The organism is Bartonella sp. AP9QHHD, assembly GCF_042195625.1.
Taxonomy (GTDB): domain Bacteria; phylum Pseudomonadota; class Alphaproteobacteria; order Rhizobiales; family Rhizobiaceae; genus Bartonella.
In genome coordinates, this window is the sequence record NZ_JBHIOP010000090.1 from 54016 (window position 1) to 79579 (window position 25564).

Consider the following 25564-nt stretch of genomic DNA (forward strand, 5'->3'; position numbering starts at 1 on the left):
TTATTCAGAAACTTCTGAAACTGCATTTTCTTCCAAAATAGGCTCCACAGGTGCATCAACTTGAGCTCCTAAATCGATACCCATTGCTCCTTGCTGGCGTGCAATACCATCAAGAGCAGCACGGGCAAAAAGATCGCAATAAAGAGAAATTGCACGTGAAGCATCGTCATTACCTGGTATTGGATGTGTTACGTCATCGGGATCACAATTGGTATCAATAATAGCAATCACTGGAATACCTAAACGCTTTGCTTCTTGGAGTGCAATATTTTCTTTATTCGTATCGATAACAAAGATAAGATCTGGAACAGAACCCATATCTTTAATACCACCAAGCGCACGATTAAGCTTTTCACGATCACGTTCAAGATTTAAACGTTCCTTTTTAGTAAAGCCTTGCGCTTCAGCAGCAAGAATTTTGTCAAGCTTCCGCAAACGATGGATCGAATTGGAAATCGTTTTCCAGTTTGTGAGCATGCCGCCAAGCCAACGTGCATTAACGTAATACTGAGCGGAACGATTCGCCGCATCTGCGATAATGTCAGATGCTTGCCGTTTCGTACCAACAAAGAGAATACGACCACCACGCGCTACAGTATCTGAAACAAGTTTAAGTGCTTGGTGTAAAAGTGGAACGGTCTGAGCAAGGTCAATAATATGGATATTATTACGCTGGCCATAAATATAGGGAGTCATTTTGGGATTCCAGCGATGAGTCTGGTGACCAAAATGCACACCGGCTTCTAAAAGCTGGTGCATAGTAAAATCGGGTAGTGCCATAAATCTTATCCTTTCCGGTTCAACCTCCGCGGAAAAAGCAGGAAGACCTGCTACCGGCGGATGCTTGCTAGAAGTTTCTCACAGATCATTTGCAAACACCCAGACTCCGCGTGTGGAATAGCGCAAACATACTAATATTTGATTCTTTTTCAAGTTATTTTCTTTAATCATTTAATATTTGCATTTTCACATTGATTAAGATCTTTTCCAAGTTCCAAGAATTCGAGACTGTTCAATTTTGCACGCACTGAAAAAGTTCCATAATCTATATGAAGATCACGCATGACACCATTCTCATGTAAGAGAAAACTGCTACGATAAACCGGCAAACCATCTTTATTTTCTCCATCATCAAAATAAGAAATTGTAACAGGCCAATATTCTTCTTCATCCAATTTTCTTACTTTTTCCGTTTCGCTATCAGATAAAAGCGTCTTCTTTTCCCCTATGACGATACTTTCTTTTATAACTTTATCTGCTTTATTTGTCCCATCAAATACAGTAACATTGTAAAAATGATCTCCTGCTTTTGCATGGCGGATAATATTTTTTAGTTGCATCATTGGAAATTCAGCCATTGCAAGCTTATACTCTTTTTCCTTTGGCTTTTTTAAGGTAACTGTGATACCATCTTGCGTACGCTCCGCAACCCCCTCGGCACGATGCACAACCTCTTCTCCCTCTTGATCTGTAATATTAAAACGAAATGTACGGCTGTCTCCTGTTTCATAACTCGTCGTCTGTTGATCCGTCAAACGTACTGGCATATCTTCAATGTGAACACGGCTAATAAAACGAAAACGTGTGCTATAGCCCTGGCATGCCGAACCAGTGAGCTCGTAAACCATTCGTCCTGACATCGCAGAAATTGTCATTTCATGAGAAACACTATCGAGATGAAAATCATAAATTGCTCGATGAGGCACAATAAAAATGGGCTCTTCAGCTCTCGCAGTACATAAAAAAACAATATATAAAATTATTATAAATAATGATCTAATCATTCCCAACTTCCGAACTTTATCCCCGTTGCATAACATCATACAATAAGGCAAAAAAGGCTAATTTCTCAATTAACCACACATTTTCTTAAATCAAAAAATAGATTATGCAATGAATATATTATAAAGCAGCTATGGAGTTAAAATTATGACCAATATGATTGAAAAAAACTTAGAAAAATTCGGAATCACTCTTCCTGAAGTAATCTCCCCCCTTGCCAATTACATCACCACTTCACAAAGTGGCAATCAACTCTTTATTTCTGGACAACTCCCTCTTATTAATGGAAAACCAATAGCCATCGGTAAAGTTGGTGCAACTGTGAATACCGAACAAGCCCAAAAAGCATCTGAAGCTTGCGCTCTCAATATTCTCGCGCAACTCAAGGCAACTCTGGGTGACTTAAATAAAATAAAACGTGTGGTCAAAATTACTGTTTTTGTGGCTGTAGATTCTCATTTTACCGATATTCCTTTTGTTGCCAATGGAGCTTCTAATTTATTCGTCAATATCCTTGGTGAAATTGGAAAACACGCCCGTTCTGCTATTGGTGTTGCCTCTCTTCCTATGGATGTTCCTGTAGAAGTTGAAGCCATCATAGAAATCTAAACCTTCATTAAGACAGTGCATTATCCTAAATATAACTGAAGTCAAAATACTTCTTTGTCTTACACTCTGATAAACCTTGCATTTTTTCGTTTTTAAATTAGAATCTTAAACTTACGATAAAAGGAAATATTTGTATGAAACAAGCTTATGACAATAACAATATTTTTGCTAAATTGATTCGCAATGAAATCCCTTCTGTTCGGGTCTACGAAGATGATGATGTTATTGGATTTATGGATATCATGCCACAGGCACCAGGTCATACGCTGGTCATTCCTAAAAAAGGCTCTAGAAACTTACTTGATGCAGATCCTGAAACATTATTTCCTGTTATTAAAGCTGTTCAAAAAATTGCAAATGCTGTCAAAAAAGCCTTTCAAGCAGATGGCATAACTGTCATGCAATTTAATGAAGCAGCTAGTCAACAAACCGTCTATCACCTTCATTTTCATATTATACCACGTATGGAGGGAATAGAGCTTACCCCTCATAATGATATGGTAACGCCTCCAGAAATACTTGAAGAGAATGCAAAAAAAATTCGTGCAGCTTTATAACACACTCTTAAGTTGTTGTGCTTTTTTCCTACACGTTTTTTGTAAAGTTTTCCATTTTACTTTTCTTTGAACTTACAGATATATCGGAAGATGAAATTTCTAACTGTAAGCTTTCTTTTTTACCATTTGATTTTTGTGTCAATACGCGAACGGTACCACCATTGCGTAACTTTCCAAATAAAATTTCATCAGCTAATGGCTTTTTAATATATTCTTGTATAACACGCCCTAATGGGCGTGCTCCCATCTGAGAATCATATCCTTTATTAGAAAGCCATAAAGTTGCAGAAGGGCTTAATTCAAAACAAATTCCCCGATCAGCTAATTGTGCTTCAAGCTGAAAAATAAATTTTTGCACTATCTGATTGATGATTAAATGAGATAAAGGTGCAAACGGAATAATTGCATCTAACCGATTACGAAATTCTGGTGTAAATAACCGATTGATTGCTTCTATATCCTCACCATCACGATGTACTTTCCCAAATCCAATAGCTGATTTTGCCATATCTGAAGCACCAGCATTGGTTGTCATAATCAAAATAACATTGCGGAAATCAATTTTCTTACCATTATGGTCTGTTAATCTACCATAATCCATTACCTGCAATAAAATATTAAATAACTCTGGATGCGCTTTCTCAATCTCATCTAGCAATAGAACTGCGTGAGGTTTCTGATCAACGGCATCTGTAAGGAGACCTCCTTGATCAAACCCTATATAACCTGGAGGTGCTCCGATTAAACGTGCTACCGTATGCCGTTCCATATATTCTGACATATCAAAACGCAATAATTCAATGCCTAAAGATGATGCAAGCTGTTTTGCAACTTCAGTTTTTCCTACACCTGTTGGTCCTGAAAATAAATAACTTCCTATTGGTTTATCCGGTTCGCGTAAACCTGCTCGCGCCAATTTTATGGATGAAACTAAGACGGAAATTGCCTGATCTTGACCATAAACAACATGTTTGAGTTCTCTTTCAAGCTTACTCAGTATCTTCTGATCATTCCGGGAAACTGTTTTTGATGGAATTCTTGCAATTGTAGCAACAGTCGCTTCAATTTCTTTAACACCTATACTCTTCTTGCGTTGTTTTTGTGGCAAAAGCTTTTGCGCTGCGCCACTTTCATCAATAATATCAATTGCTTTGTCAGGTAACCTACGGTCAATTATATAACGTGAAGATAATTCTACAGATGCCTTCATCGCCTGATCTGTGTATTTAATCTGATGAAAATCTTCAAAGTAAGGCTTCATCCCCTGCAAAATCTTAATCGCATCTGTAACAGAAGGTTCATTAATATCAATCTTCTGAAAACGACGCTCTAAAGCACGATCTTGTTCAAAGAATTTGCGATATTCTCTGTAAGTCGTCGAACCAATACATCGCATAGTTCCAGAAGATAACACAGGTTTCAAAAGATTTGCTGCATCCATATTTCCCCCTAATGTCGCTCCTGCTCCAATTAAGGTATGAATTTCATCAATAAATAAAATAGCATCTGGATACAGCTCAAACTCTTTAATAACTTGTTTTAAGCGTTCTTCAAAATCACCGCGATAACGTGTACCTGCAACAAGTCCCCCCATATCAAGAGAAAATATTGTTGCATTTGATAAAACTTCAGGCACTTGCCCATCAACAATACGCTTTGCCAACCCCTCAATTATAGCTGTTTTCCCTACTCCAGGATCACCAACCAAAAGCGGATTGTTTTTTGACCTTCGACATAAAATCTGTATCATGCGTGAAATTTCTATTTCACGGCCAATTAATAAATCAATTTTTCCATTACGTGCTTTACAATTGAGATCAACACAATAATTCGTTAAAGCACTTGTTCCTCTTTCACCATTATCCGAAATCTGCTGATCTAATTGCTCTTCAAGTCCTTCAAGTAACATGGATAACCCATCATCACGCGTGACACCCTGTGAAATAAAACGTACAGCATCGTAGCGTGTCATTCCCATCTCTTGAAGAAAATATGCTGCATGGCTTTCACGTTCAGAAAAAATTGCAACAAGAACATTTGCCCCCGATACTTCATCTTTTCCAGCTGATTGTGCATGAATCACCGCACGTTGGATAACACGCTGGAAAAAAGCTGTAGGCTTTGTATCCTCATCAGCTCTAATCTGTTCATCTAACTCTGAGCGAAGATAATTGGTTAAGCGCTCTCGCAATTCCTCCACATCTACTTGGCAAGCCTGAATAACGGAATTTGCATCGGCATCATCTAACAGCGCAAGTAGAAGATGCTCTAGTGTTGCATATTCATGCCGTGCTTGAGTAGCAATTGTTAATGCACGATGCAAAACCTCTTCAAGACTAGGTGTAAAAGATGGCATAGCTCCTCACTTCCATTCCATTACACATTGTAACGGATGTTCATTTTGACGCGCACATTCCCTCACTTGTAATATTTTCATTTCAGCGACTTCATAAGTGTAAGTCCCACATTCTCCTATCCCATTGTGATGAACATTTAACATTATCCGCGTTGCCTCTTCGAAACTTTTTTTAAAAAAGTTCTTCAAAACGAAAACAACAAAATCCATAGGTGTGTAATCATCATTAAGCAAAAAAACTCGACATAATTTAGGTTTTTCGAGTTTTTCTCTAGCCTTAGGCATTATAACCGCACCATGCCTACCTTCATCCCAATTCTTGCCCTTTTCATTATGCATAATATGAGCTATAGAGTTTATTATGAGCATCTGTCCCATTATCGTTTTCCATGCAGCACATTTTTATTAATTTTAAATTCTTTCATAACTATTGCAATACCTGTTTGTATTAGAAAAAAATTTCCCTCTATGGTTAGACTTCAATCACTCACTCATAAAATAACTTCTGTAAACAAATTAGTAATACCATTCGTCTAAACTGCATCAATAAATTACAGAAAAGGAAGCTTTATAGAAGTTTTTTAGGATAAATGGAGAAATAGGATACTGCAAGTGTATATTAATTATCAAAAAATTATGCGCTACTGTAAAACAATAGCAATTTCTTTTGTTATGTTAGCTTTTTCTTACTGTTGGGCATCCGCCACACCTCAAGGCGCCTATCCTGATAAGTATGCGGCTATTGTTATAGATGCTACTACGGGAAAAACTTTATTTCAAGCCAATGCAACACTGAAACGTTATCCTGCTTCTTTAACAAAAATGATGACATTGTACTTACTCTTTGAAGCTATGCAGATGCGTCGTGTGACACCAAATACACCAATTCCTGTTTCACATTATGCAGCAATGCGTCCACCGACAAAAATTGGATTTAAAGCAGGCCAAACAATTTCTGCAGAATCAGCAGCTAAAGCACTCATTACAAGATCCGCAAATGATGTTGCTGCTGCCATTGCAGAATATCTTGGAGGTAGTGAAAAAAAATTCGCTCAAATGATGACAGTAAAAGCTCGTAAACTTGGCATGAAACATACACATTTTGCAAATGCTTCAGGACTTCCGGATGTGCACAATTATTCTACAGCACGAGATATAGCGACTTTGTCATTAGCTTTACGTAAACATTTTCCCAAACAATATAAATTGTTCAAAACAAAAAGTTTTAATTTCCGTGGACATAAAATTAACAGCCACAATAAACTTGTTAAAATAATGAAAGGTGTCGATGGAATTAAAACAGGCTACACACAAATGTCAGGTTCTAATTTAGCAACTTCGATGCGTCTTGAGGGGCGCTCTATTGTCGCTGTTGTTATGGGAGGTAAATCATCTACTGCACGTGACGAGCATATGGCTAGCTTATTGAATCAATATTTGCCCAAAGCAAGCCAAATGAAAAGTGGTGAACGTTTAATAGCTTCTGTACGCTATCACTTACCCACTGGGGCCAATACTCCTATACCGACCATTAAAGCTGATTCAAGTAATTTTGACGATGAAATTTCGACTATGTTGACAGCATTTGCAGAACAACCTAAAAACTCCAATATCGCAATAACGGCTGTCAATAAGGTAATTATACCAATACCGAATCCTCAAAAAACTATACCGGCTGAGACTCATAAAATTGTAACAGTCTCTTTGTCCGAAAATGCCGGATGGGCTATCCAAATTGGTTCTCTTCCTAGTGAAGAACAAGCAAAAACTCTACTTTTAAAAGCAAAAAATATAGCTTTTTCTACTTTAAAGCACGCATCTTCACACATGCAACTGTTTGAAAAAAATGGGCGGCGTTATTACCGAGCGCGCTTTACAGGGTTTCAATCAAAAAAAGCTGCATTTGACGCTTGCTCTACATTAAAGAAAGCAAATTTTAACTGCTATACTGTAGCCTACTAAAAATTTTTGAATTCTGCGTTAAGGATAGTATTATGACAGATAATGCTTTTGCTTCATTCCATAAAAAAGAAATTTTATTGAAGCAATCATCCCTCCTTTCATTGCGTCCTCTTCACGATGCTGCCGCAAAACTTACTGGTTTAAAATATAATTCTACTGCATTAGATACACAGTCTCTTGTTAACCTTCTCATTTGCCAAACAATGCGCAACCGTCGTCTCATAATGCCTCCTGTACGCATTCATTTACGCGTTGCGAGCCAAACTGGTAATGTGCCTATTAAAATCCGTTTAGGAGCAACAAATATTTAATTCTACAGACCCTCTCTAAAAAATTATTTTATTATTAACCATTATCTACAACCTTAGAAAACCTTTTGATAAACATACTTTTTTCTTAAATTGTTGAATTTTCTGACAGCTTTTCCAACTATCCAATATCTCCAAGCTTTCAATAAAACATTGTTAAGGACATAAAAATACCCAATATTTTTCCACTTTTGGATTTAATATAAAAAATTATCCTTGATATCTTTCTGGAAAAAATGAATAGCTTCATTAGATGAAAGCTTATCATTTGGTGGGATTATTGTAAAAGTTCAATAAAGAAAATCCCTCTTAATAACGCTCCCTATACAACATAAACGCTGTAAAAAAAAACAATCTCACTTCTCTTACTTGTATTTATGTCAACAGGCACAGAAAATTGGAAAATACAAATACTATCGATGAAAAAACGTAAATAAATTATCAGATTAAATATTATGATAACGATTCCCATAAGATTTTAATTTATAATTATAATTTATTTTTTGCATATTGAACAAGAGATTTTCGTAAAATACTCTTATTTTACTTCTTATATTGAATCAGTAAAAATCGCTCGCTTGCTCATCACGAACAAAATTGACATATAAACCATTTACAAAAGGAATCAAAGTATCCCTTATGAATCATTTCAAGTACTAGGATCTTTTGTAATATTGAACGTTGAAAAAAAGGATGATATTGCTGGTTTTCTCCCTTTATAAATAAAGATGCTAATACTCTATAGATTTTATACCATTCATGGAAAACTTACATTATATTATTCATATGCAAGATACTGATTTATAAAGATAATTAATTATTTTGTATGTTAGATGAGAATCTCGAATATCGTAAGATTCTCTCATTTAAAATCTGTTTATGTTGAATCAATCAAAACCGTCTCTTGCATGTTATGAGCGAGATTAGTGTGTAGCGTGAAACTGTACCAAAAAGACTAAAAATGCCTATAATGAACCGTTTCAAATGCCAAGTGCTTTAGTCCCCCTGTACAGAGGGGGGTTCTGGCAAAGTGTGTAACCATGCCAGCGTACTTCTTTTTATTAAGCATAAAGATGGAGACAGCTCAATGGATTTACCGTTATATCATTCACAGGTGCCATCGCGAAATGAGCTTGGGGGCACCTGAGAGATATTTTTTTAAAACGAACTCACGAACGCGTAACACGATAATGTTCTATCGTGTGCATTCTATTCTCATGAGAATTTTTATAAATATTTCTTAATGTATACGTTATTATTTATTTTAATTTTTTTGTCGGTACAAAATTTATAAATAAAAAAGATATTTCCAATATATCTCTTAATTATTGTAAATTAGTGTTTTTTTTCAAGGCATTTTTTACCATACTAGGTAGAAAAAAAACTTCACTTTTAAAAAATTAAAACCTTTAAAATTCTACTTTCTTCATCATAATTATTCAGACTTAAAACAAATTTTCCTTGGATACTCAGGCATAATCTTCCATTACTTAAAAGATATATGGCTATGGAAACTTTTTAAAGCCATAAAACCCAGCTAAAAATAATGGCAGATTGATCACTAATTTTACTTTACGCTTTCTTATTTTTTCCAAATTACACTTTTTTCCTATTTTAGAGACAAATCAAACAGATGTAGAACACTCTCGCCTCCAAGCTTGCATGAAAAAGCTATTATTCGTTAAGAAAACACTGAATCATCTCAGATTTATTTCAAACTACTGCTGCATTAAAGCGGAATTTTGATTTATAAGGAACAAAAAACATAAGCTTTATTAGGAAATACGATCTCTCTCCAAAAAGTCCAGTTATGGATTGAAAAATGTTCCAGCTCTTAACAAGATATCGCATTGACTGCAAGACCACCTTTACTTGTCTCTTTATAGCGTTCACTCATATCATGACCAGTCTGGCGCATTGTTTCTATACAAGCATCAAGAGAAACAAAATGATCTCCATTACCATATAATGCAAGAGAAGAAGCCGTTACCGCCTTAACAGCTCCCATTGCATTACGCTCAATACAAGGCACTTGTACAAGACCTGCAACAGGATCACATGTCATTCCCAAGTGATGTTCAAGCGCAATTTCTGCCGCATTTTCAATTTGAGCTGGTGTTCCACCTAACGCTGCGGTCAACCCTGCTGCGGCCATTGAAGATGCCGTTCCAACTTCACCTTGACACCCAACTTCTGCACCAGAAATAGAGGCATTATGTTTAATAACACCACCTATAGCTGCTGCCGTTAATAGAAAATTATGTATTCCCTCTCGATCTGAATCATCATTAAACTGAAGATAATAACGCAAAACGGCTGGGACGACACCGGCTGCTCCATTTGTTGGTGCTGTAACAACACGACCACCTGCTGCATTTTCCTCATTGACTGCTATAGCATATACCGAAAGCCAATCATTTGCCCAAAGTGGATAATTGTAATTTTTCTTTTGTTTTTCCAAAAGCGTTTCATGCAGCTTTTTAGCGCGCCTTAAAACACGCAATCCACCAGGCAACTCACCTTCTTGTGAAAGACCTCTATCAATGCAATTTGTCATCGCTGAAAAAATTTCATCAAGCCCTACATCAAGAGAAGAACGCTCTATCTTTGTTTCTTCATTTAAGCGCTTCATTTCAGCAATTGAAAGCCCTGATTTTTCTGCCATTGATAACATTGTACAAGCAGAATCGAATGGATATGGTACCTCAAATGCTTCTGGTTGTATATTATCATTCATATGGCTTAATTCATCCTCAGTCATAACAAAGCCACCACCGATAGAATAATAAATCTGCCGCAACAGAACATTCCCATCAGTATCAAGTCCTTCAAAGGCTAGTCCATTTGTATGTCCAGGGAGGATTTGCTTTCGTTCAAAAATAAGATCACGTTGCACATCAAACTGATAAGCGGGATGACCTTCTGGTTGCACTTTTTTTTCACGTATAACTTTTTCTAACAAAAACCCCATGCTATCAGGATCAACAGTAGAAGCTTTTTCTCCTAAAAGTCCTAATATGATAGCTCTATCTGTTGCATGACCAATACCCGTGAAAGCTAAAGAACCATAAAGATAAACACGTATACGAGAAACTTGAACATCAGACGACTGAGAAAAATCTCCTATCTTTTGCAAAAACATATTAGCAGCAGTCATTGGTCCCATCGTATGTGAGCTAGAAGGACCAATCCCAATTTTAAAAAGTTCAAAAACAGATAGAAACACGTATCACCTTAAACTATAGTACAGCTTGAGCATATATGCTTTTTCATAACGTTTCTTCCGTTTAAAATCAAATTGCGAGATAAACTAAAAAAATGACAACAATAAACACGAATGTCGCTCGTCTTGCTACCACCCAACACTTTCTTTCTATAGTGTTTTCCATTAGCCAACCTTTAAAACGGACAATGCCCCTAGAGTCACCACTCCCAATGTTCCAAACGTAGTAAAATAAGTGTTAATATGCAATATTAAAATTCAATAAGGATGAGAAATCTTATCGGAAATATTTTTCATAATGCACTAAGTTCTTCAAAACATATGCTTAATTGTATAAAATATTTTATGGGTATGTTTCAATGAAACGTACAAATTTTTCTAACGATTCTCGTTCTGTCTCAAAATTGTTTTCTGGAGCACTCATATCGCGATAACCAAGTGCCATACCACAGATAATATGGCGATCAGAAGGAATAGATAAAAGCGTACGAATCTGTTTATGATAATCAGCAAAAGCAGCTTGAGGACAGGTATCTAATCCAAATCCACGTGCAGCTAACATAATGGTCTGCATAAACATACCCAAATCAAGCCAACTCCCCATTTCCATGTCGTGATCCATTGTAAATAAGAGTCCTACAGGTGCATCAAAAAATAAAAAATTTCGCGCCTTTTGATGAAGTATTTTTTCTTCATCACCTTTTTGAATTCCAAGACTCTGATAAAGATCCAAACCAACTTTTCGACGCCTTGAAATATAGGGCTCACGCCACTGACGTGGATAATAACTATATTCACGCTCTCCTTTTACACCTGAAAGCACAAGTTGTGAAAGCTCTTGCCCTACTTTCTGTAATACACTTCCTGTAAGCACAATTACTTGCCATGGCTGAATATTTGTTCCAGATGGTGCACGTGCTGCAAGTTTTAAGATTTCTTTGATTGTTTCCAAACTAACTGGCTGATCAGTAAAAGCGCGAATTGACTTTCGTGACAATATAGATTGAAAAACACTCATAGGAGAAACTGTCATTGTTTTTACTTTCTTTATGAAAAATAGTTTTTTCTTATCAAGAATAATATACTGCGAAAATACCTTTGCAGCTTTTTCAAACACTCTATTTCTTTAAATGACTTACACATTTCACGCAGTGGTAAATATTCCCCTTAGAGACGGTATAATCTATCTCTTTTAAGAGAAAGAAATTAGTCTAAAAGAAGACAAAATAAATTTATAATCAATGACTACCCCCCAACTCCGCTAAGCTCTCAAAAAAACTCTCTTCAATTCGTTCTAAATCCTGTAGAAGATCATCAACATCATGCTGCATCTGCTTTAAATCAGTTTGTTTTTTATGAATTCCTGCAATTAATTTCTTAAGCTTTTTCTCATCATCAGGTGGTTTTCCAACCATTGTCAACATATCAGATATTTCAGACAACGAAAATTTTACTCTGTTAGCATACAGGATTTGTTTTAACTTATGACGATCCGTTTATGTATAAAGCCGTGTACTTCCACACCGAAAAGGGATAAGAAGTCCCTCTTCTTCATAGCAAAGTTCGAGCTATTATTGAAAACTCACGTGTTAATTTTCCAATTGAATAATATTCGTACATTTTATTATTCTGTCTGCATAGATCACATTGTTATAAGAAATATGTCTATTTTTTATAAAACTTAGTGAGCACCTTAATCTCTACTTTTCTGCATTCTAATTTAGAAGAAAATACATTCACAAACATTGTATAGTAGAGAATCAATTATTTTTTAGATTATAGAAAAGACTCTTGATCTTTCATCATAAGTCCTTTTAAATTTTTATAGAAGATATCAATCAAAAATTTTCCTAAAGTTCAAAATCAATCTTATTTGATTTGTAGATAATCAACTCTTTTCCTTGAATATGATTTTTGAGTTTCACATATTTTGGAAAAATTCTATACTGCTTTTAGAAATTAAGAAACTTTAAAATAAAGTAACAAAAAAGATAAGCATCATTACAAAATAATAAGCTACTAAAGATGTTTAAAATAACTATCGCCTTATAATTTTTGATATTTTTCAAGAAAATATACAACTTCTGCATTTCGAAATAAAAAACGTCTGAACTTTCTATTCAGACGTTTTTATATTATGTGGTGTTGTATTTAAATTATTCAGTAACGGCCCCGGTTGTCATATTTGTCAACATAGCCTTAGCCACTTCGTTATTACTAGACTTACGCTGCTCATCTACAATCAAATCATCACGAACTGCAGCAATACGACGGATTTGAGAAATTGTACCACCCGTACCTGCTGGAATAAGACGACCGACAATAACGTTCTCTTTAAGTCCTTGCAAAGTATCAATTTTACCAGAAACTGCTGCTTCAGTAAGAACACGTGTTGTTTCCTGAAACGATGCCGCCGAAATGAAAGAAGGTGTTTGAAGAGAAGCTTTTGTAATTCCAAGAAGAATGGGATTACCAGATGCAGGTTTTTTCCCTTCTGCAATCAAATTATCATTGATTTCATCAAGTTCAATACGATCAACATTATCACCTGGAATATAACCAGAATCTCCAGATTCAGTAATTTCAACTTTTTGCAACATTTGACGAACAATCACTTCAATGTGCTTATCATTAATAAGAACTCCCTGCAAACGATAAACCTCCTGAATCTCATTAACAAGATAAGATGCCAAAGCTTCAACCCCCTTAATCGCCAAGATGTCATGAGGTGCTGGATTACCATCAAGGATATAATCTCCCTTTTCAATTTGATCGCCTTCTTGGAAGTGGAACAACTTACCTTTTGGAATCAAGTATTCTACTGCCTCAAGAGTTTCATCATTTGGTTCAATAATGATACGACGTTTATTCTTATAACCACGGCCAAATCGAATTGTACCACTAACTTCAGCAATAATCGCATGATCCTTTGGACGACGCGCTTCAAAAAGCTCAGCCACACGAGGAAGACCACCCGTAATATCTTTCGTCTTGGCACTTTCCATTGGCAAACGAGCAATAACATCACCAGCCTTAACATGAGCACCAAGCTCAACAGAAAGAATAGTTTCCACTGACATCATATAACGGGCTTCACCTCCCTTATACAATTTAGCAATGGATTCACCTTCTTTATCCGTGTGAATAATAATAGCTGGTTTAAGATCCGCACCACGTGGATTAGCGCGCCAATCAATCACCAAACGCTTCGTAATACCCGTAGATTCATCAGCTGTTTCAGTAACAGATAAACCATCAATCATATCTTCAAAACCCACATAGCCTTCAACTTCCGTTAAAATTGGACGTGTATAAGGATCCCATTCTGCTATACGTTGGCCACGTTTAACCACATCACCATCATCAACAAAAATATGAGCACCATAGCTAACACGATGTACAACGCGCTCTTTTCCTAATTCATCCTTGATAAGGATAGCCATATTACGCCCCATAACAACCAAATGGCCTTCAGAGTTACGAACCACATTACGATTACGAATCTCCACCTTACCTTCATAAGATGCCTCTAAATACGATGAATCAACAACCTGCGCAGTTCCTCCTAAGTGGAAAGTACGCATAGTAAGCTGTGTTCCCGGCTCACCAATGGATTGAGCAGCAATAACACCAACGGCTTCTCCCTGATTAACAGGTGTTCCACGCGCCAAATCACGACCATAGCATTTTGCACAAACACCAAGACGTGTTTCACATGTTAATGCAGAACGAATTTGAACAGATTGAATCCCAGCTGCTTCAATCTTCGCGACATCAGCTTCCTCAATCATTGCTCCACCTTCAAGGATAACCTCTCCAGAGACAGGATGTAGAATATCAACAAGCGCTGTACGACCAAGAATTCTTTGCCCAAGGGAGGCAACAATTTGTCCTGCATCAACAATCGGCTGCATGGTAAGCCCTTTTGCGGTACCACAATCAACTGCTGAAATAATAGCATCCTGTGCAACATCAACAAGACGCCGTGTTAAATAACCAGAGTTCGCCGTCTTTAACGCGGTATCAGCAAGTCCTTTACGTGCACCATGCGTGGAATTGAAGTATTCATTAACAGTTAGACCTTCTTTAAAATTTGAAATAATGGGTGTTTCAATAATTTCACCCGATGGTTTTGCCATTAATCCACGCATACCGGCCAATTGTCTCATCTGGTTAGCAGAACCACGAGCACCAGAGTGCGACATCATATAGATAGAATTCATCGGCCGTTGACGACCTGTTTTAGGATCAAAATCGACAGCTTGAATACGTTTCATCATTTCATCTGCGACGCGATCTGTACATTTACCCCAAGCATCTACAACCTTATTGTATTTTTCACCTTGTGTAATCAAACCATCATTATATTGCTGTTCGTACTCCTTAGCCAAAGCTTCTGTTTCTGCGACTAAACGCGACTTACTATCAGGAATAACCATATCGTCCTTACCGAATGAAATTCCTGCACGACAAGCATAAGAAAAGCCAAGCTGCATAATACGGTCACAAAAAATAACCGTCTCTTTTTGTCCACAGTGCCGATAAACATGATCAATCATTTTAGAAATGTTCTTTTTCGTCATCTCTTGATTGACAATATCAAATGAGATATCCGCACTTTTTGGCAAAAGCTCACCGATAATCAAACGACCAGGTGTCGTATCATAAAGTTTAGAGACTTCTTTTCCATCCTTCCCCATATTCTTAACACGGCCTTTAATCTTCGTATGAAGCGTTATAACCTTATTTTCCAAGGCATAATGAAGCTCACCTATATCAGAAAAGGCCATTCCTTCACCTGGTTCTTTTTCAGAAACAATTGAAAGATAATAAAGACCAAGAACCATATCCTGTGAGGGAACAATAATGGGAGCACCATTGGCCGGATGAAGAATATTATTGGTGGACATCATCAAAACACGGGCTTCAAGTTGTGCTTCAAGAGAAAGCGGAACATGAACCGCCATCTGATCACCATCAAAATCCGCATTAAAAGCAGTACACACCAATGGATGTAGCTGTATAGCTTTTCCCTCAATCAAGATAGGCTCAAAAGCTTGAATTCCCAAACGGTGCAATGTTGGTGCACGATTGAGCAAAACAGGGTGTTCACGAATAACCTCATCCAAGATATCCCAAACTTCTGGATGTTCTTTTTCAACAAGCTTCTTTGCCTGCTTTACCGTTGATGAATAGCCTTTTGCATCAAGCCGCGCATAAATAAAAGGCTTAAATAATTCAAGAGCCATTTTTTTGGGAAGACCACATTGATGCAATTTTAATTCAGGACCCGTCACGATAACAGAACGCCCCGAGTAATCAACACGCTTCCCAAGTAAGTTCTGACGAAAACGTCCTTGCTTGCCCTTCAACATATCTGATAAAGACTTAAGAGGACGTTTATTGGCTCCAGTAATCACACGCCCACGCCGTCCATTATCAAACAATGCATCAACAGCTTCTTGTACCATACGCTTTTCATTGCGTACGATAATTCCAGGAGCTCGCAATTCAATCAGCCGTTTCAAGCGGTTATTACGATTAATAACACGCCGATAAAGATCATTCAGATCTGATGTCGCAAAACGCCCACCATCAAGCGGAACCAATGGACGCAAATCCGGTGGAATAACCGGAATTGTTTTCATAATCATCCACTCTGGCTTATTTCCAGATTCAAGAAAATTTTCAACGATTTTAAGTCGTTTAATCAATTTTTTCTGCTTTAACTCTGAAGTTGTTTCAGCTAATTCAAGACGCAAATCATTAGCGATTTTATCTAACTCCATACTAGCTAAAAGCTCGTAAATAGCTTCAGCGCCAATCATAGCTGTAAACTGATCTTCTCCAAATTCATCAATAGCAAGCATATATTCTTCTTCAGAAAGAAGCTGATGGAGCTTAAGAGATGTTAACCCTGGTTCGGTTACAATATAATTCTCAAAATAAAGAACCCGTTCAATATCTTTTAAAGTTAAATCTAAAAGTGTAGAAATACGGCCTGGTAATGATTTAAGAAACCATATATGCGCAACGGGTGCCGCAAGTTCAATATGCCCCATACGCTCACGACGTACGCGCGAAAGAGTAACCTCTACACCACATTTTTCACAAATAATGCCCTTATACTTCATGCGTTTATATTTGCCACATAGACATTCATAGTCCTTAATAGGGCCAAATATACGTGCACAAAAAAGACCATCACGTTCTGGTTTAAAAGTCCGATAATTAATAGTCTCAGGCTTCTTAATCTCACCATACGACCAGGACAAAATTTTCTCAGGACTCGCAATAGAAATACGAATAGAGTCAAATGTCTGCGCTGGCGCTTGAGGATTGAAAAGATTCATGACCTCGTGGTTCATGCTGTTCTCCTTCAAAGATTCTTAGAACCTGTTGTAATATCTCATTTATTTTATAACAGATCTTCTTTAAAATACATTTACTTTTAAAAATGACCTGTATAGCCTTAATAAGGTTATTGAGCCTCTTAAAGTAATAAGAGCGCAGCCCTTTTCTAGTGCGCTCCTTGAATTATTATTCTGCCGTATCAGACAATGCCCGCTGTGCAATAAGTTCACGCGCATCATCAAGCTCCACATTAAGAGCAAGTGAGCGCATTTCTTTTACCAACACATTAAAGCTTTCGGGTATACCTGCCTCAAATGTATCATCACCACGCACAATTGCCTCATAGACTTTTGTTCGACCAGCCACATCATCTGATTTTACTGTTAGCATCTCCTGCAAAGTGTATGCAGCACCATAAGCTTCAAGCGCCCATACCTCCATTTCACCAAAACGCTGACCACCAAATTGTGCCTTACCTCCTAATGGCTGCTGCGTAACAAGTGAATAGGGACCAATAGAACGCGCATGAATCTTATCATCAACAAGGTGATGCAATTTCAACATGTAAATATATCCCACCGTTACTGGACGATCAAAAGGCTCCCCAGTACGACCATCATAAAGCGTAACCTGCCCTGAACTATCTAAGCCTGCGTCTTCCAGCATCATGTTAATATCAGACTCATGTGCTCCATCAAAAACAGGCGTTGCAATTGAAACCCCTTTCTTCATCTGCAAGGCCAATTTGTAAAGGCTTTCATTATCATACTGACGAACTGGTTCATTATGATTATCATCAGGCATAAGATTTTCAATACGCTGACGCAACGGCAATATATCCCCAGTCTCTTGATATAACTCTAACAAAGCACCAATCTTCTTGCCCATCCCCGCACATGCCCAACCAAGATGCGTTTCAAGAATTTGTCCAACATTCATACGACTAGGCACACCCAGCGGATTCAAGACGATATCAGCATGGGTCCCATCTTCAAGAAATGGCATATCTTCTACGGGAAGAATACGTGAAACAACACCCTTATTCCCGTGACGTCCCGCCATCTTGTCACCTGGTTGGATTTTGCGCTTCACAGCCACAAAAACTTTCACCATTTTCATGACACCAGGAGGCATTTCATCACCTCTTTGGACCTTTTCAACCTTATCCATAAAGCGACGTTGTAATGCTTCTTTTGATTCATCATATTGCTTGCGCAAAGCTTCAATTTCATTTTGAAGCTTTTCATCCTCAACAGCAAATTGCCACCACTGGGATCGCGGATAATGCCCCATTACTGTACTATCAAGCTTTTTACTACCCGAAAAGCCTTTCGGACCTTCTACAGCAACTTTACCTGTCAACATATCGGTGAGGCGCGCATAAACATTGCGATCAAGAATAGACTGTTCATCATCACGGTCTTTTGCTAAACGCTCAATTTCTTCACGCTCAATTGCCATCGCACGTTCATCTTTTTCCACGCCATGGCGATTAAAAACGCGAACTTCAACAACAGTACCAAAAGTCCCAGGAGGCATACGCATAGAAGTATCACGAACATCGGATGCCTTTTCCCCAAAAATTGCACGCAGAAGCTTTTCTTCCGGCGTCATGGGACTTTCACCTTTCGGGGTAATCTTTCCAACTAAAATATCACCTGGTTGAACTTCAGCACCAATATAAATAATGCCAGCTTCATCAAGATTTCTTAACGCTTCTTCCGCAACATTAGGAATGTCGCGCGTAATTTCCTCAGGTCCAAGTTTTGTATCGCGTGCCGCAACTTCAAATTCCTCGATATGAATTGAAGTAAACACATCATCAGCAACAATGCGCTCGGATAACAAAATAGAATCTTCATAATTGTATCCATTCCAAGGCATAAAGGCTACGAGAACATTCCGCCCAAGAGCCAAATCACCAAGATCCGTGGATGGACCATCTGCAATGATATCACCTTTCTCTACCCTATCACCGACATGTACAAGAGGACGCTGATTAATACAAGTGGACTGATTAGAACGCTGAAATTTCTGTAAGCGGTAAATATCAACGCCTGATTTTGAAGGATCTAAATCTTCTGTTGCACGGATAACAATACGGGTAGCATCGACTTGATCAACAACACCACTACGTTTTGCACTCACAGCAGCTCCTGAATCGCGCGCAACTATAGATTCCATTCCCGTCCCAACAAATGGCGCTTCAGCGCGTACAAGAGGAACTGCTTGACGCTGCATGTTCGATCCCATAAGCGCACGATTCGCATCATCATTTTCCAAAAAAGGAATAAGCGCTGCTGCAACTGAAACCAACTGTTTTGGTGAAACATCCATCAAATCAACATGATCACGCGGCGCCATTAAAACTTCACCAGCATGACGGCAAACAACAAACTCTTCTATAAAACGACCTTCGTTATCTAATGAAGAATTAGCCTGAGCGACATAATGCTTTGCTTCTTCCATCGCTGAAAGATAAATAACTTCTTTTGTGACTTTTCCATCAATAATTTTTCGATATGGGCTTTCAATAAAGCCATATTTGTTAACTCGCGCAAATGTTGCTAAGGAGTTAATCAGACCAATATTGGGGCCTTCTGGTGTTTCAATCGGACAAATACGACCATAATGCGTAGGATGTACGTCACGGACTTCAAAACCCGCACGTTCACGAGTCAAACCACCTGGACCAAGAGCAGAAAGACGGCGCTTATGGGTAATTTCTGACAATGGATTGGTTTGATCCATAAACTGCGACAATTGTGAAGACCCAAAAAATTCACGGACTGCTGCTGCCGCAGGCTTTGCATTGATCAAATCCTGTGGCATAACTGTATCAATTTCAACCGATGACATACGCTCTTTTATCGCACGTTCCATACGAAGAAGACCAATGCGATATTGATTTTCCATCAACTCCCCGACGGAACGAACGCGACGGTTGCCAAGATTATCAATATCATCAATTTCACCACGTCCATCACGCAATTCAACCAACATCTTAACAACAGCAAGAATATCCTCTTGGCGTAAAATGCGAACTGTGTCTGGACAATCAAGATCCATACGTAAATTCATCTTAACACGCCCGACAGCTGAAAGATCATAACGCTCTGGATCAAAAAACAATGAATGGAACATTGCTTCTGCTGTATCGATTGTTGGAGGTTCACCTGGACGCATCACCCGGTAAATATCAAATAACGCATCCTGCCGACTTTCATTTTTATCCACCTTCAAAGTATTGCGGATGTAAGCGCCAATATTCATGTGATCAATATCAAGAATATTGACTTGATCAGCACTAACATCGAGCAGAACTTTTAATACTTTTTCGTCAATTTCATCACCAGCTTCAAGGTAGATTTCACCTGTTTCGTAATTGACGATATCTTCGGCTAGATAACAACCTAATAAATCATCTTCACTAACTTTAACCGCTTTAAGTCCTTTTTCTACCAAAGACTTCGCAGTACGAACTGTTAATTTTTTACCAGCCTCCGCAACGACTTCACCACTATCTGCATCTATAAGGTCAGAAATGAGCTTCATTCCTTTAAAGCGATCCACAGAATAAGGAACTCGCCATCCTTCTCCATCACGCTCATAAGTCACTTTATCATAAAACGTCGATAAAATATCCGACGCATCCATACCTAATGCCATCAAAAGACTAGTAACAGGAACCTTGCGCCGTCGATCAATACGCGCATAAATGATGTCCTTAGCATCAAACTCAATATCAAGCCAAGAACCACGATACGGAATAACACGAGCAGCAAAAAGAAGCTTTCCTGATGAATGGGACTTTCCTTTATCATGGTCAAAAAAGACACCAGGAGAACGATGCATCTGAGAAACAATAACACGCTCCGTACCATTAACAATAAAGGTACCATTCGTCGTCATTAAAGGCATATCGCCCATATAAACGCCTTGCTCTTTAATGTCTTTGATATCTTTGGAGCCAGTATCCTCATCAACATCAAAAACAATCAAACGCAATATGACCTTTAATGGGGCAGCATAAGTTAAATCACGTTGACGGCACTCTTCAACATCAAATTTTGGTAAATCAAATTCATAACCTACAAACTCAAGCATAGCTGTACCGGAAAAATCTGAAATAGGAAAAACCGATTTAAAAACAGCTTGCAAACCTTCATCTGGTCGCCCACCTTTCGGTTCCTCAACCATGAGAAATTGATCGTATGAGGCTTTTTGAACCTCAATAAGATTCGGCATTTCTGCTACTTCAGGAATCTTACCAAAAAATTTCCGTACGCGCTTACGACCATTGAATTGAGACATCATTGCGTGAGTCTGAGCCATCGTCGCTCCTTGATCTTTACTCTTCAAGGTAGACCAACCTTGAAAGCCTTATACCATTAACCTGCATATGCAGACCAGTTCACTTGACACTCAATAATGAGCATCATTAACTTTCCCCACCAACATAAGCCATTTATCTCTTTGACTCTATGATGAAGGGGTAAGTAATCCAAACCTATCCCATTCCTGTTACGAAACCATTGGGAAAAGTTTTTTACTCATTATTTTCCCTCTTTGTATTAAGAGAAAGAAAATCGGCGAACATAAATGCCCGCCGATAAAATTAAATTTACTTAAGTTCCACCTTAGCACCGGCAGCTTCAAGTTGAGATTTAATTTTTTCTGCTTCTTCTTTAGAAGCAGCCTCTTTAATAGGCTTAGGTGCACCTTCAACCAGATCTTTAGCTTCTTTAAGACCAAGTCCAGTAAGAGCACGAACTTCCTTAATAACATTAATTTTTTGTGCGCCACCTTCAACAAGAATAACATCAAATTCTGTTTTTTCTTCAGCAGCTGGAGCAGCAGCACCAGCAACAGCAGCGACAGCTACAGGAGCAGCAGCCGAAACTCCCCACTTTTCTTCAAGTAACTTAGAAAGCTCAGCGGCTTCCAAAAGGGTTAGATTAGAAAGGTCTTCTACGATCTTCTCTAGATCAGCCATTTTTAAATTCCTTCAATTAAAAGATTTGAACCATTATTAAATCTTATTCAAAAAAACAGAAAAGCATTAAAGCTCTTCCATAAACGTGAATACAAACAGCCTTAAGCCGCCTTATCCTCCTGAGCATATGCTCCAATGACACGTGCAACCTGACCAGCAGGGGCATTAACAACCTGTGCAATACGGGTCGCAGGGGTAGAAATCATACCCACAAGTTTTGCACGCAACTCGTTTAATGAAGGCAATGAAGCCAATGACTTCACAGCATCTACAGTTAAACTTGTTGCACCCATTGAACCGCCAAGTATGACAAATTTGTCATTGCTTTTCGCAAAATCAACAGCAACTTTCGGTGCTGTGATTGGATCTTCTGAATAAGCAATAAGTGTTTGTCCAGTAAACAAACCCACTATCGATTCAGATTCCGTGCCCTGAAGAGCGATTTTAGCAAGACGGTTTTTGGCGACCTTAACGGCACCGCCAGCTTCACCCATTTTCGAACGCAGATCATTCATCTGTGAAACTGTCAGACCGGAATAATGTGCAACAACAACAGAACCAGACTTCCGAAAAGCCTCGTTAAGCCATGTAACAAATTCGCGTTTTTCCGCTCTATTCACTGTCTCTCTCCATTTAACAGATTTGCTTAAAACAAACCTGTTGGTTACCTTTGATAACATAAAATACTTCATGTCACCGATGAGGATCCTGTCCCCTTTTTCACGCACAGCGTTCAAAGGCAACCTTGGCTCAAACCCTTTAAGTCTTTTAACTCTCAGTTTTTACCCCAGTCTCATGCAGGTTTTTTTGATTAAGATACTTAAAAGCATCACCTACAATCTCGGACAGGATATTCCGGAATTTCTCCCGGTACAACCTAAGCCCTATAAAGCTTAGATAGCGAGCTGATCAAAATCAGCATTTTAAATACAATTTTGATATTCCCATACCCCAAAACAAAATTATAAATCAGCTTATACTAGCTCTGAACGAACCGTTGCTGGATCAACTTTAACACCAATTCCCATAGTCGACGAAACAGCAACGCGCTTAATATACTCACCTTTTGCACCTTGCGGTTTGGCTTTAATAACTGCACTTGCAAAGGCTTTTATATTTTCTACGATTTTTTCAACACCAAAAGAAGCCTTACCAATACCAGCATGCACAATACCAGCTTTTTCCACACGAAACTCAACAGCACCACCTTTAGAAGCTTTGACAGCACCGGCGACATCAAGTGTTACAGTACCAACTTTCGGATTAGGCATCAAACTCCGTGGACCAAGAATCTTACCAAGACGACCAACAAGAGGCATCATGTCTGGCGTTGCAATACAACGATCAAAATCTATAGTCCCTCTATTAACGCTTTCAAATAAATCTTCGGCACCCACAATATCAGCTCCTGCCGCCTTAGCTTCCTCAGCCTTATCCCCACGAGCAAAAACGGCAACACGAATATTTCTCCCTGTTCCATTAGGCAAATGAGCAACGCCTCGAACCATTTGATCAGCATGACGAGGATCAACACCCAAGTTCATTGAAATTTCGATTGTTTCATCAAACTTAGCAACGGCACGCTCCTTAACCATTGAAACGGCATCTTTTAAAGCGTAGAGTTCATTAAAATCAATATCTTTTCGGATATTTTTTATTCTTTTTGCTACTTTTGCCATAATATTAGCCCACCACTTCCAAGCCCATCGAGCGAGCAGAACCTTCAACCATACGCATTGCTGCCTCAATGTCATTCGCATTAAGATCTTTCATCTTTGATTCCGCAATCGAACGAATTTTATCGCGAGAAATGCTTCCTACAGACACTTTACCAGGCTCTTTTGAGCCAGATTTCAGGTTTGCTTCCTTCTTTAAAAAGAATGATACAGGAGGCGTCTTGAGAGAAAAGGTGAAAGACTTATCTTGGTAATACGTAATAACAACTGGAATCGGTGCCCCCTTTTCCATTTCTTGTGTCGCTGCATTAAACGCCTTACAAAATTCCATGATATTAATACCACGCTGCCCAAGAGCTGGACCAATTGGTGGAGATGGAGTAGCAGCTCCTGCAGGAACCTGCAACTTAAGCTGACCTATACTTTTTTTTGCCATAACAATCTGCCTTTAATTTCACTGGTATACTGACAATTCATCTTGCCCGTTACCCGCTTGCAGTCACGTGGTTCGGATCATTAAGCCGACAAAAGCTATAAATCACCTCCCACTCCTTCCTTAAAGTAATTAAAACTACTCTAAGTTTAATCAGAGTTTTTCAACCTGACCAAATTCCAAATCAACAGGCGTAGGACGCCCAAAAATAAGCACTTCAACCTTAAGACGAGAGCGCTCTTCTTCAACCTCTTGAACAATTCCATTAAACGAAACAAAAGGACCATCAGCAACGCGAACTTGCTCTCCAACCTCAAACAATACAGAGGACTTTGGAGACTCAACCCTTTCCTGAACTTGTTTGAGAATTTGCTCAACCTCTCGATCAGAAATAGGAACAGGACGCGCATCCGACCCTAAAAAACCTGTCACTTTAGGCGTATTCTTAATAAGATGATAAACTTCATCTGTTAACTCAGCACGAACAAGAACATAACCAGGAAAAAATTTTCGCTCAGTATCAACTTTGCGTCCACGACGAACCTCTACAACACGCTCTGTTGGAACAAAAATCTTTTCAAAAAGATGATCAAGTCCCTTTTGCTTTGCCTCCTTATCAATAGCTTCCGCTACTTTCTTTTCAAAATTTGAATATGCCTGAACAATATACCAACGAGCTGCCACAGTCACACTTCCTTACATTCTCAACTAAAAAGATATTTCAGAAGATCAATAACCCGCCAAACACCAAAATGCATAACCTGATCCACAATAAAAAAGAAAGCTGAAGCCAATGCAGTTACCAACAAAACCATAATAGTAGAAATAACCGTCTCACGACGTGTAGGCCATTTCACTTTAATTGTTTCTGCATAAACCTGCTTCAAAAAGGTAATCGGATTGGTTTTAGATGCCATCGTCACACTATACTCTCTCTAATCCTATTGTGTTTTATAGAACAAAATAAACAGGAAAAAACGCAAAAGCCAACTTTCAGACTTATGCAATTTCCTTACTTTCTATTCAATACCGTTTCACACACAAAAAAACAAGCCCCATATCAAAAAAAGCGAAAAAGGCAGCAAAATCCACTCCCTTATATGTAAAATCCCCCTTTGGCAGGGGCAGCAGGACTTGAACCCGCGACCTGCGGTTTTGGAGACCGCCGCTCTACCAACTGAGCTATACCCCTAACTTTCAAAACTAAAACACTTTTAACACCCCTTTAACAAGCATTATTTATTCAATGATCTTAGAGACGATACCGGCACCAACAGTACGACCACCTTCACGAATAGCAAAACGAAG

At 38.4% G+C, this 25564-nt stretch carries 19 protein-coding genes, 1 tRNA gene and 1 pseudogene; 4 read left to right on the forward strand and 17 right to left on the reverse strand.

The window, feature by feature from the left end:
- Entirely contained in the window at positions 1-780 is a 780-nt protein-coding gene (gene rpsB / locus ACFIK4_RS08040; RefSeq protein ID WP_273788135.1) for a 30S ribosomal protein S2, read from the reverse strand.
- Between the two features lie 167 nt (positions 781-947).
- Positions 948-1784 carry a cell envelope integrity EipB family protein gene (locus ACFIK4_RS08045; RefSeq protein WP_375620783.1) on the reverse strand — a complete coding sequence of 279 codons (837 nt, stop codon included), beginning with the start codon at positions 1782-1784 and terminating at the stop codon, positions 948-950.
- Positions 1785-1929: 145 nt separating this feature from the next.
- Here ACFIK4_RS08045 and ACFIK4_RS08050 point away from each other — a divergent pair, with 145 nt between their 5' ends.
- Together ACFIK4_RS08050 and ACFIK4_RS08055 are read left to right on the forward strand one after the other, a co-directional pair.
- Entirely contained in the window at positions 1930-2391 is a 462-nt protein-coding gene (locus ACFIK4_RS08050; RefSeq protein ID WP_375607219.1) for a RidA family protein, read from the forward strand.
- Between the two features lie 134 nt (positions 2392-2525).
- On the forward strand, positions 2526-2948 hold the full coding sequence (locus ACFIK4_RS08055) for an HIT family protein (RefSeq protein ID WP_375607220.1): 423 nt from the start codon (positions 2526-2528) through the stop codon (positions 2946-2948).
- Between the two features lie 28 nt (positions 2949-2976).
- Here ACFIK4_RS08055 and clpA read toward each other — a convergent pair whose 3' ends face one another.
- The gene (clpA, locus tag ACFIK4_RS08060; RefSeq protein WP_375675713.1) at positions 2977-5304 is read right to left on the reverse strand and encodes an ATP-dependent Clp protease ATP-binding subunit ClpA; all 2328 of its coding nucleotides are present in this window, start codon (positions 5302-5304) and stop codon (positions 2977-2979) included.
- Positions 5305-5310: 6 nt separating this feature from the next.
- Positions 5311-5682 carry an ATP-dependent Clp protease adapter ClpS gene (gene clpS, locus ACFIK4_RS08065; RefSeq protein ID WP_375612119.1) on the reverse strand — a complete coding sequence of 124 codons (372 nt, stop codon included), beginning with the start codon at positions 5680-5682 and terminating at the stop codon, positions 5311-5313.
- Positions 5683-5916: 234 nt separating this feature from the next.
- Here clpS and ACFIK4_RS08070 point away from each other — a divergent pair, with 234 nt between their 5' ends.
- Positions 5917-7266, forward strand: coding sequence for a D-alanyl-D-alanine carboxypeptidase (locus tag ACFIK4_RS08070; RefSeq protein WP_375629618.1), 1350 nt, complete (start codon positions 5917-5919; stop codon positions 7264-7266).
- A gap of 32 nt (positions 7267-7298) precedes the next feature.
- Complete coding sequence (locus tag ACFIK4_RS08075; RefSeq protein ID WP_375629616.1) at positions 7299-7577, forward strand: hypothetical protein; 279 nt, start codon at positions 7299-7301, stop codon at positions 7575-7577.
- 1831 nt (positions 7578-9408) lie between these two features.
- Here the strand turns inward: ACFIK4_RS08075 and ACFIK4_RS08080 are convergent.
- From ACFIK4_RS08080 to ACFIK4_RS08140, 13 genes and pseudogenes are all read right to left on the reverse strand, one after another.
- Entirely contained in the window at positions 9409-10800 is a 1392-nt protein-coding gene (locus ACFIK4_RS08080) for an L-serine ammonia-lyase (RefSeq protein ID WP_375675716.1), read from the reverse strand.
- Between the two features lie 340 nt (positions 10801-11140).
- Positions 11141-11830: a nitroreductase gene (locus ACFIK4_RS08085; protein WP_375612167.1), complete on the reverse strand. Its 690-nt coding sequence runs from the start codon at positions 11828-11830 to the stop codon at positions 11141-11143.
- A 205-nt stretch (positions 11831-12035) separates the two neighbouring features.
- Positions 12036-12239: a hypothetical protein gene (locus ACFIK4_RS08090; RefSeq protein ID WP_375638423.1), complete on the reverse strand. Its 204-nt coding sequence runs from the start codon at positions 12237-12239 to the stop codon at positions 12036-12038.
- Positions 12240-12953: 714 nt separating this feature from the next.
- Entirely contained in the window at positions 12954-17165 is a 4212-nt protein-coding gene (gene rpoC / locus ACFIK4_RS08095; protein ID WP_375612114.1) for a DNA-directed RNA polymerase subunit beta', read from the reverse strand.
- Positions 17166-17337: 172 nt separating this feature from the next.
- Positions 17338-21486, reverse strand: a complete 4149-nt coding sequence (rpoB, locus tag ACFIK4_RS08100) for a DNA-directed RNA polymerase subunit beta (RefSeq protein WP_375613462.1) — start codon at positions 21484-21486, stop codon at positions 17338-17340.
- Positions 21487-21775: 289 nt separating this feature from the next.
- Positions 21776-22147, reverse strand: a complete 372-nt coding sequence (gene rplL, locus ACFIK4_RS08105) for a 50S ribosomal protein L7/L12 (RefSeq protein ID WP_273790654.1) — start codon at positions 22145-22147, stop codon at positions 21776-21778.
- Positions 22148-22248: 101 nt separating this feature from the next.
- Complete coding sequence (gene rplJ / locus ACFIK4_RS08110) at positions 22249-22767, reverse strand: 50S ribosomal protein L10 (protein WP_012755027.1); 519 nt, start codon at positions 22765-22767, stop codon at positions 22249-22251.
- 354 nt (positions 22768-23121) lie between these two features.
- The gene (rplA, locus tag ACFIK4_RS08115) at positions 23122-23826 is read right to left on the reverse strand and encodes a 50S ribosomal protein L1 (protein ID WP_375613460.1); all 705 of its coding nucleotides are present in this window, start codon (positions 23824-23826) and stop codon (positions 23122-23124) included.
- Positions 23827-23830: 4 nt separating this feature from the next.
- Positions 23831-24259, reverse strand: a complete 429-nt coding sequence (rplK, locus tag ACFIK4_RS08120; protein ID WP_273723157.1) for a 50S ribosomal protein L11 — start codon at positions 24257-24259, stop codon at positions 23831-23833.
- A 150-nt stretch (positions 24260-24409) separates the two neighbouring features.
- Positions 24410-24940, reverse strand: coding sequence for a transcription termination/antitermination protein NusG (gene nusG / locus ACFIK4_RS08125; RefSeq protein WP_273790740.1), 531 nt, complete (start codon positions 24938-24940; stop codon positions 24410-24412).
- A gap of 20 nt (positions 24941-24960) precedes the next feature.
- On the reverse strand, positions 24961-25173 hold the full coding sequence (gene secE / locus ACFIK4_RS08130) for a preprotein translocase subunit SecE (protein WP_273790652.1): 213 nt from the start codon (positions 25171-25173) through the stop codon (positions 24961-24963).
- A gap of 199 nt (positions 25174-25372) precedes the next feature.
- A tRNA-Trp gene (locus tag ACFIK4_RS08135) sits at positions 25373-25448 on the reverse strand.
- Positions 25449-25495: 47 nt separating this feature from the next.
- A pseudogene (locus ACFIK4_RS08140) lies at positions 25496-25564 on the reverse strand (elongation factor Tu); the annotation flags it as partial.

Bases quoted from the DNA above. Each gene is read 5' to 3' on its own strand.
- rpsB (WP_273788135.1), bottom strand. From the start codon at position 780: ATGGCACTACCCGATTTTACTATGCACCAGCTTTTAGAAGCCGGTGTG.
- ACFIK4_RS08045 (WP_375620783.1), bottom strand. From the start codon at position 1,784: ATGATTAGATCATTATTTATAATAATTTTATATATTGTTTTTTTATGT.
- ACFIK4_RS08050 (WP_375607219.1), top strand. From the start codon at position 1,930: ATGACCAATATGATTGAAAAAAACTTAGAAAAATTCGGAATCACTCTT.
- ACFIK4_RS08055 (WP_375607220.1), top strand. From the start codon at position 2,526: ATGAAACAAGCTTATGACAATAACAATATTTTTGCTAAATTGATTCGC.
- clpA (WP_375675713.1), bottom strand. From the start codon at position 5,304: ATGCCATCTTTTACACCTAGTCTTGAAGAGGTTTTGCATCGTGCATTA.
- clpS (WP_375612119.1), bottom strand. From the start codon at position 5,682: ATGGGACAGATGCTCATAATAAACTCTATAGCTCATATTATGCATAAT.
- ACFIK4_RS08075 (WP_375629616.1), top strand. From the start codon at position 7,299: ATGACAGATAATGCTTTTGCTTCATTCCATAAAAAAGAAATTTTATTG.
- ACFIK4_RS08085 (WP_375612167.1), bottom strand. From the start codon at position 11,830: ATGACAGTTTCTCCTATGAGTGTTTTTCAATCTATATTGTCACGAAAG.
- rpoC (WP_375612114.1), bottom strand. From the start codon at position 17,165: ATGAACCACGAGGTCATGAATCTTTTCAATCCTCAAGCGCCAGCGCAG.
- rpoB (WP_375613462.1), bottom strand. From the start codon at position 21,486: ATGGCTCAGACTCACGCAATGATGTCTCAATTCAATGGTCGTAAGCGC.
- rplL (WP_273790654.1), bottom strand. From the start codon at position 22,147: ATGGCTGATCTAGAGAAGATCGTAGAAGACCTTTCTAATCTAACCCTT.
- rplA (WP_375613460.1), bottom strand. From the start codon at position 23,826: ATGGCAAAAGTAGCAAAAAGAATAAAAAATATCCGAAAAGATATTGAT.
- rplK (WP_273723157.1), bottom strand. From the start codon at position 24,259: ATGGCAAAAAAAAGTATAGGTCAGCTTAAGTTGCAGGTTCCTGCAGGA.
- secE (WP_273790652.1), bottom strand. From the start codon at position 25,173: ATGGCATCTAAAACCAATCCGATTACCTTTTTGAAGCAGGTTTATGCA.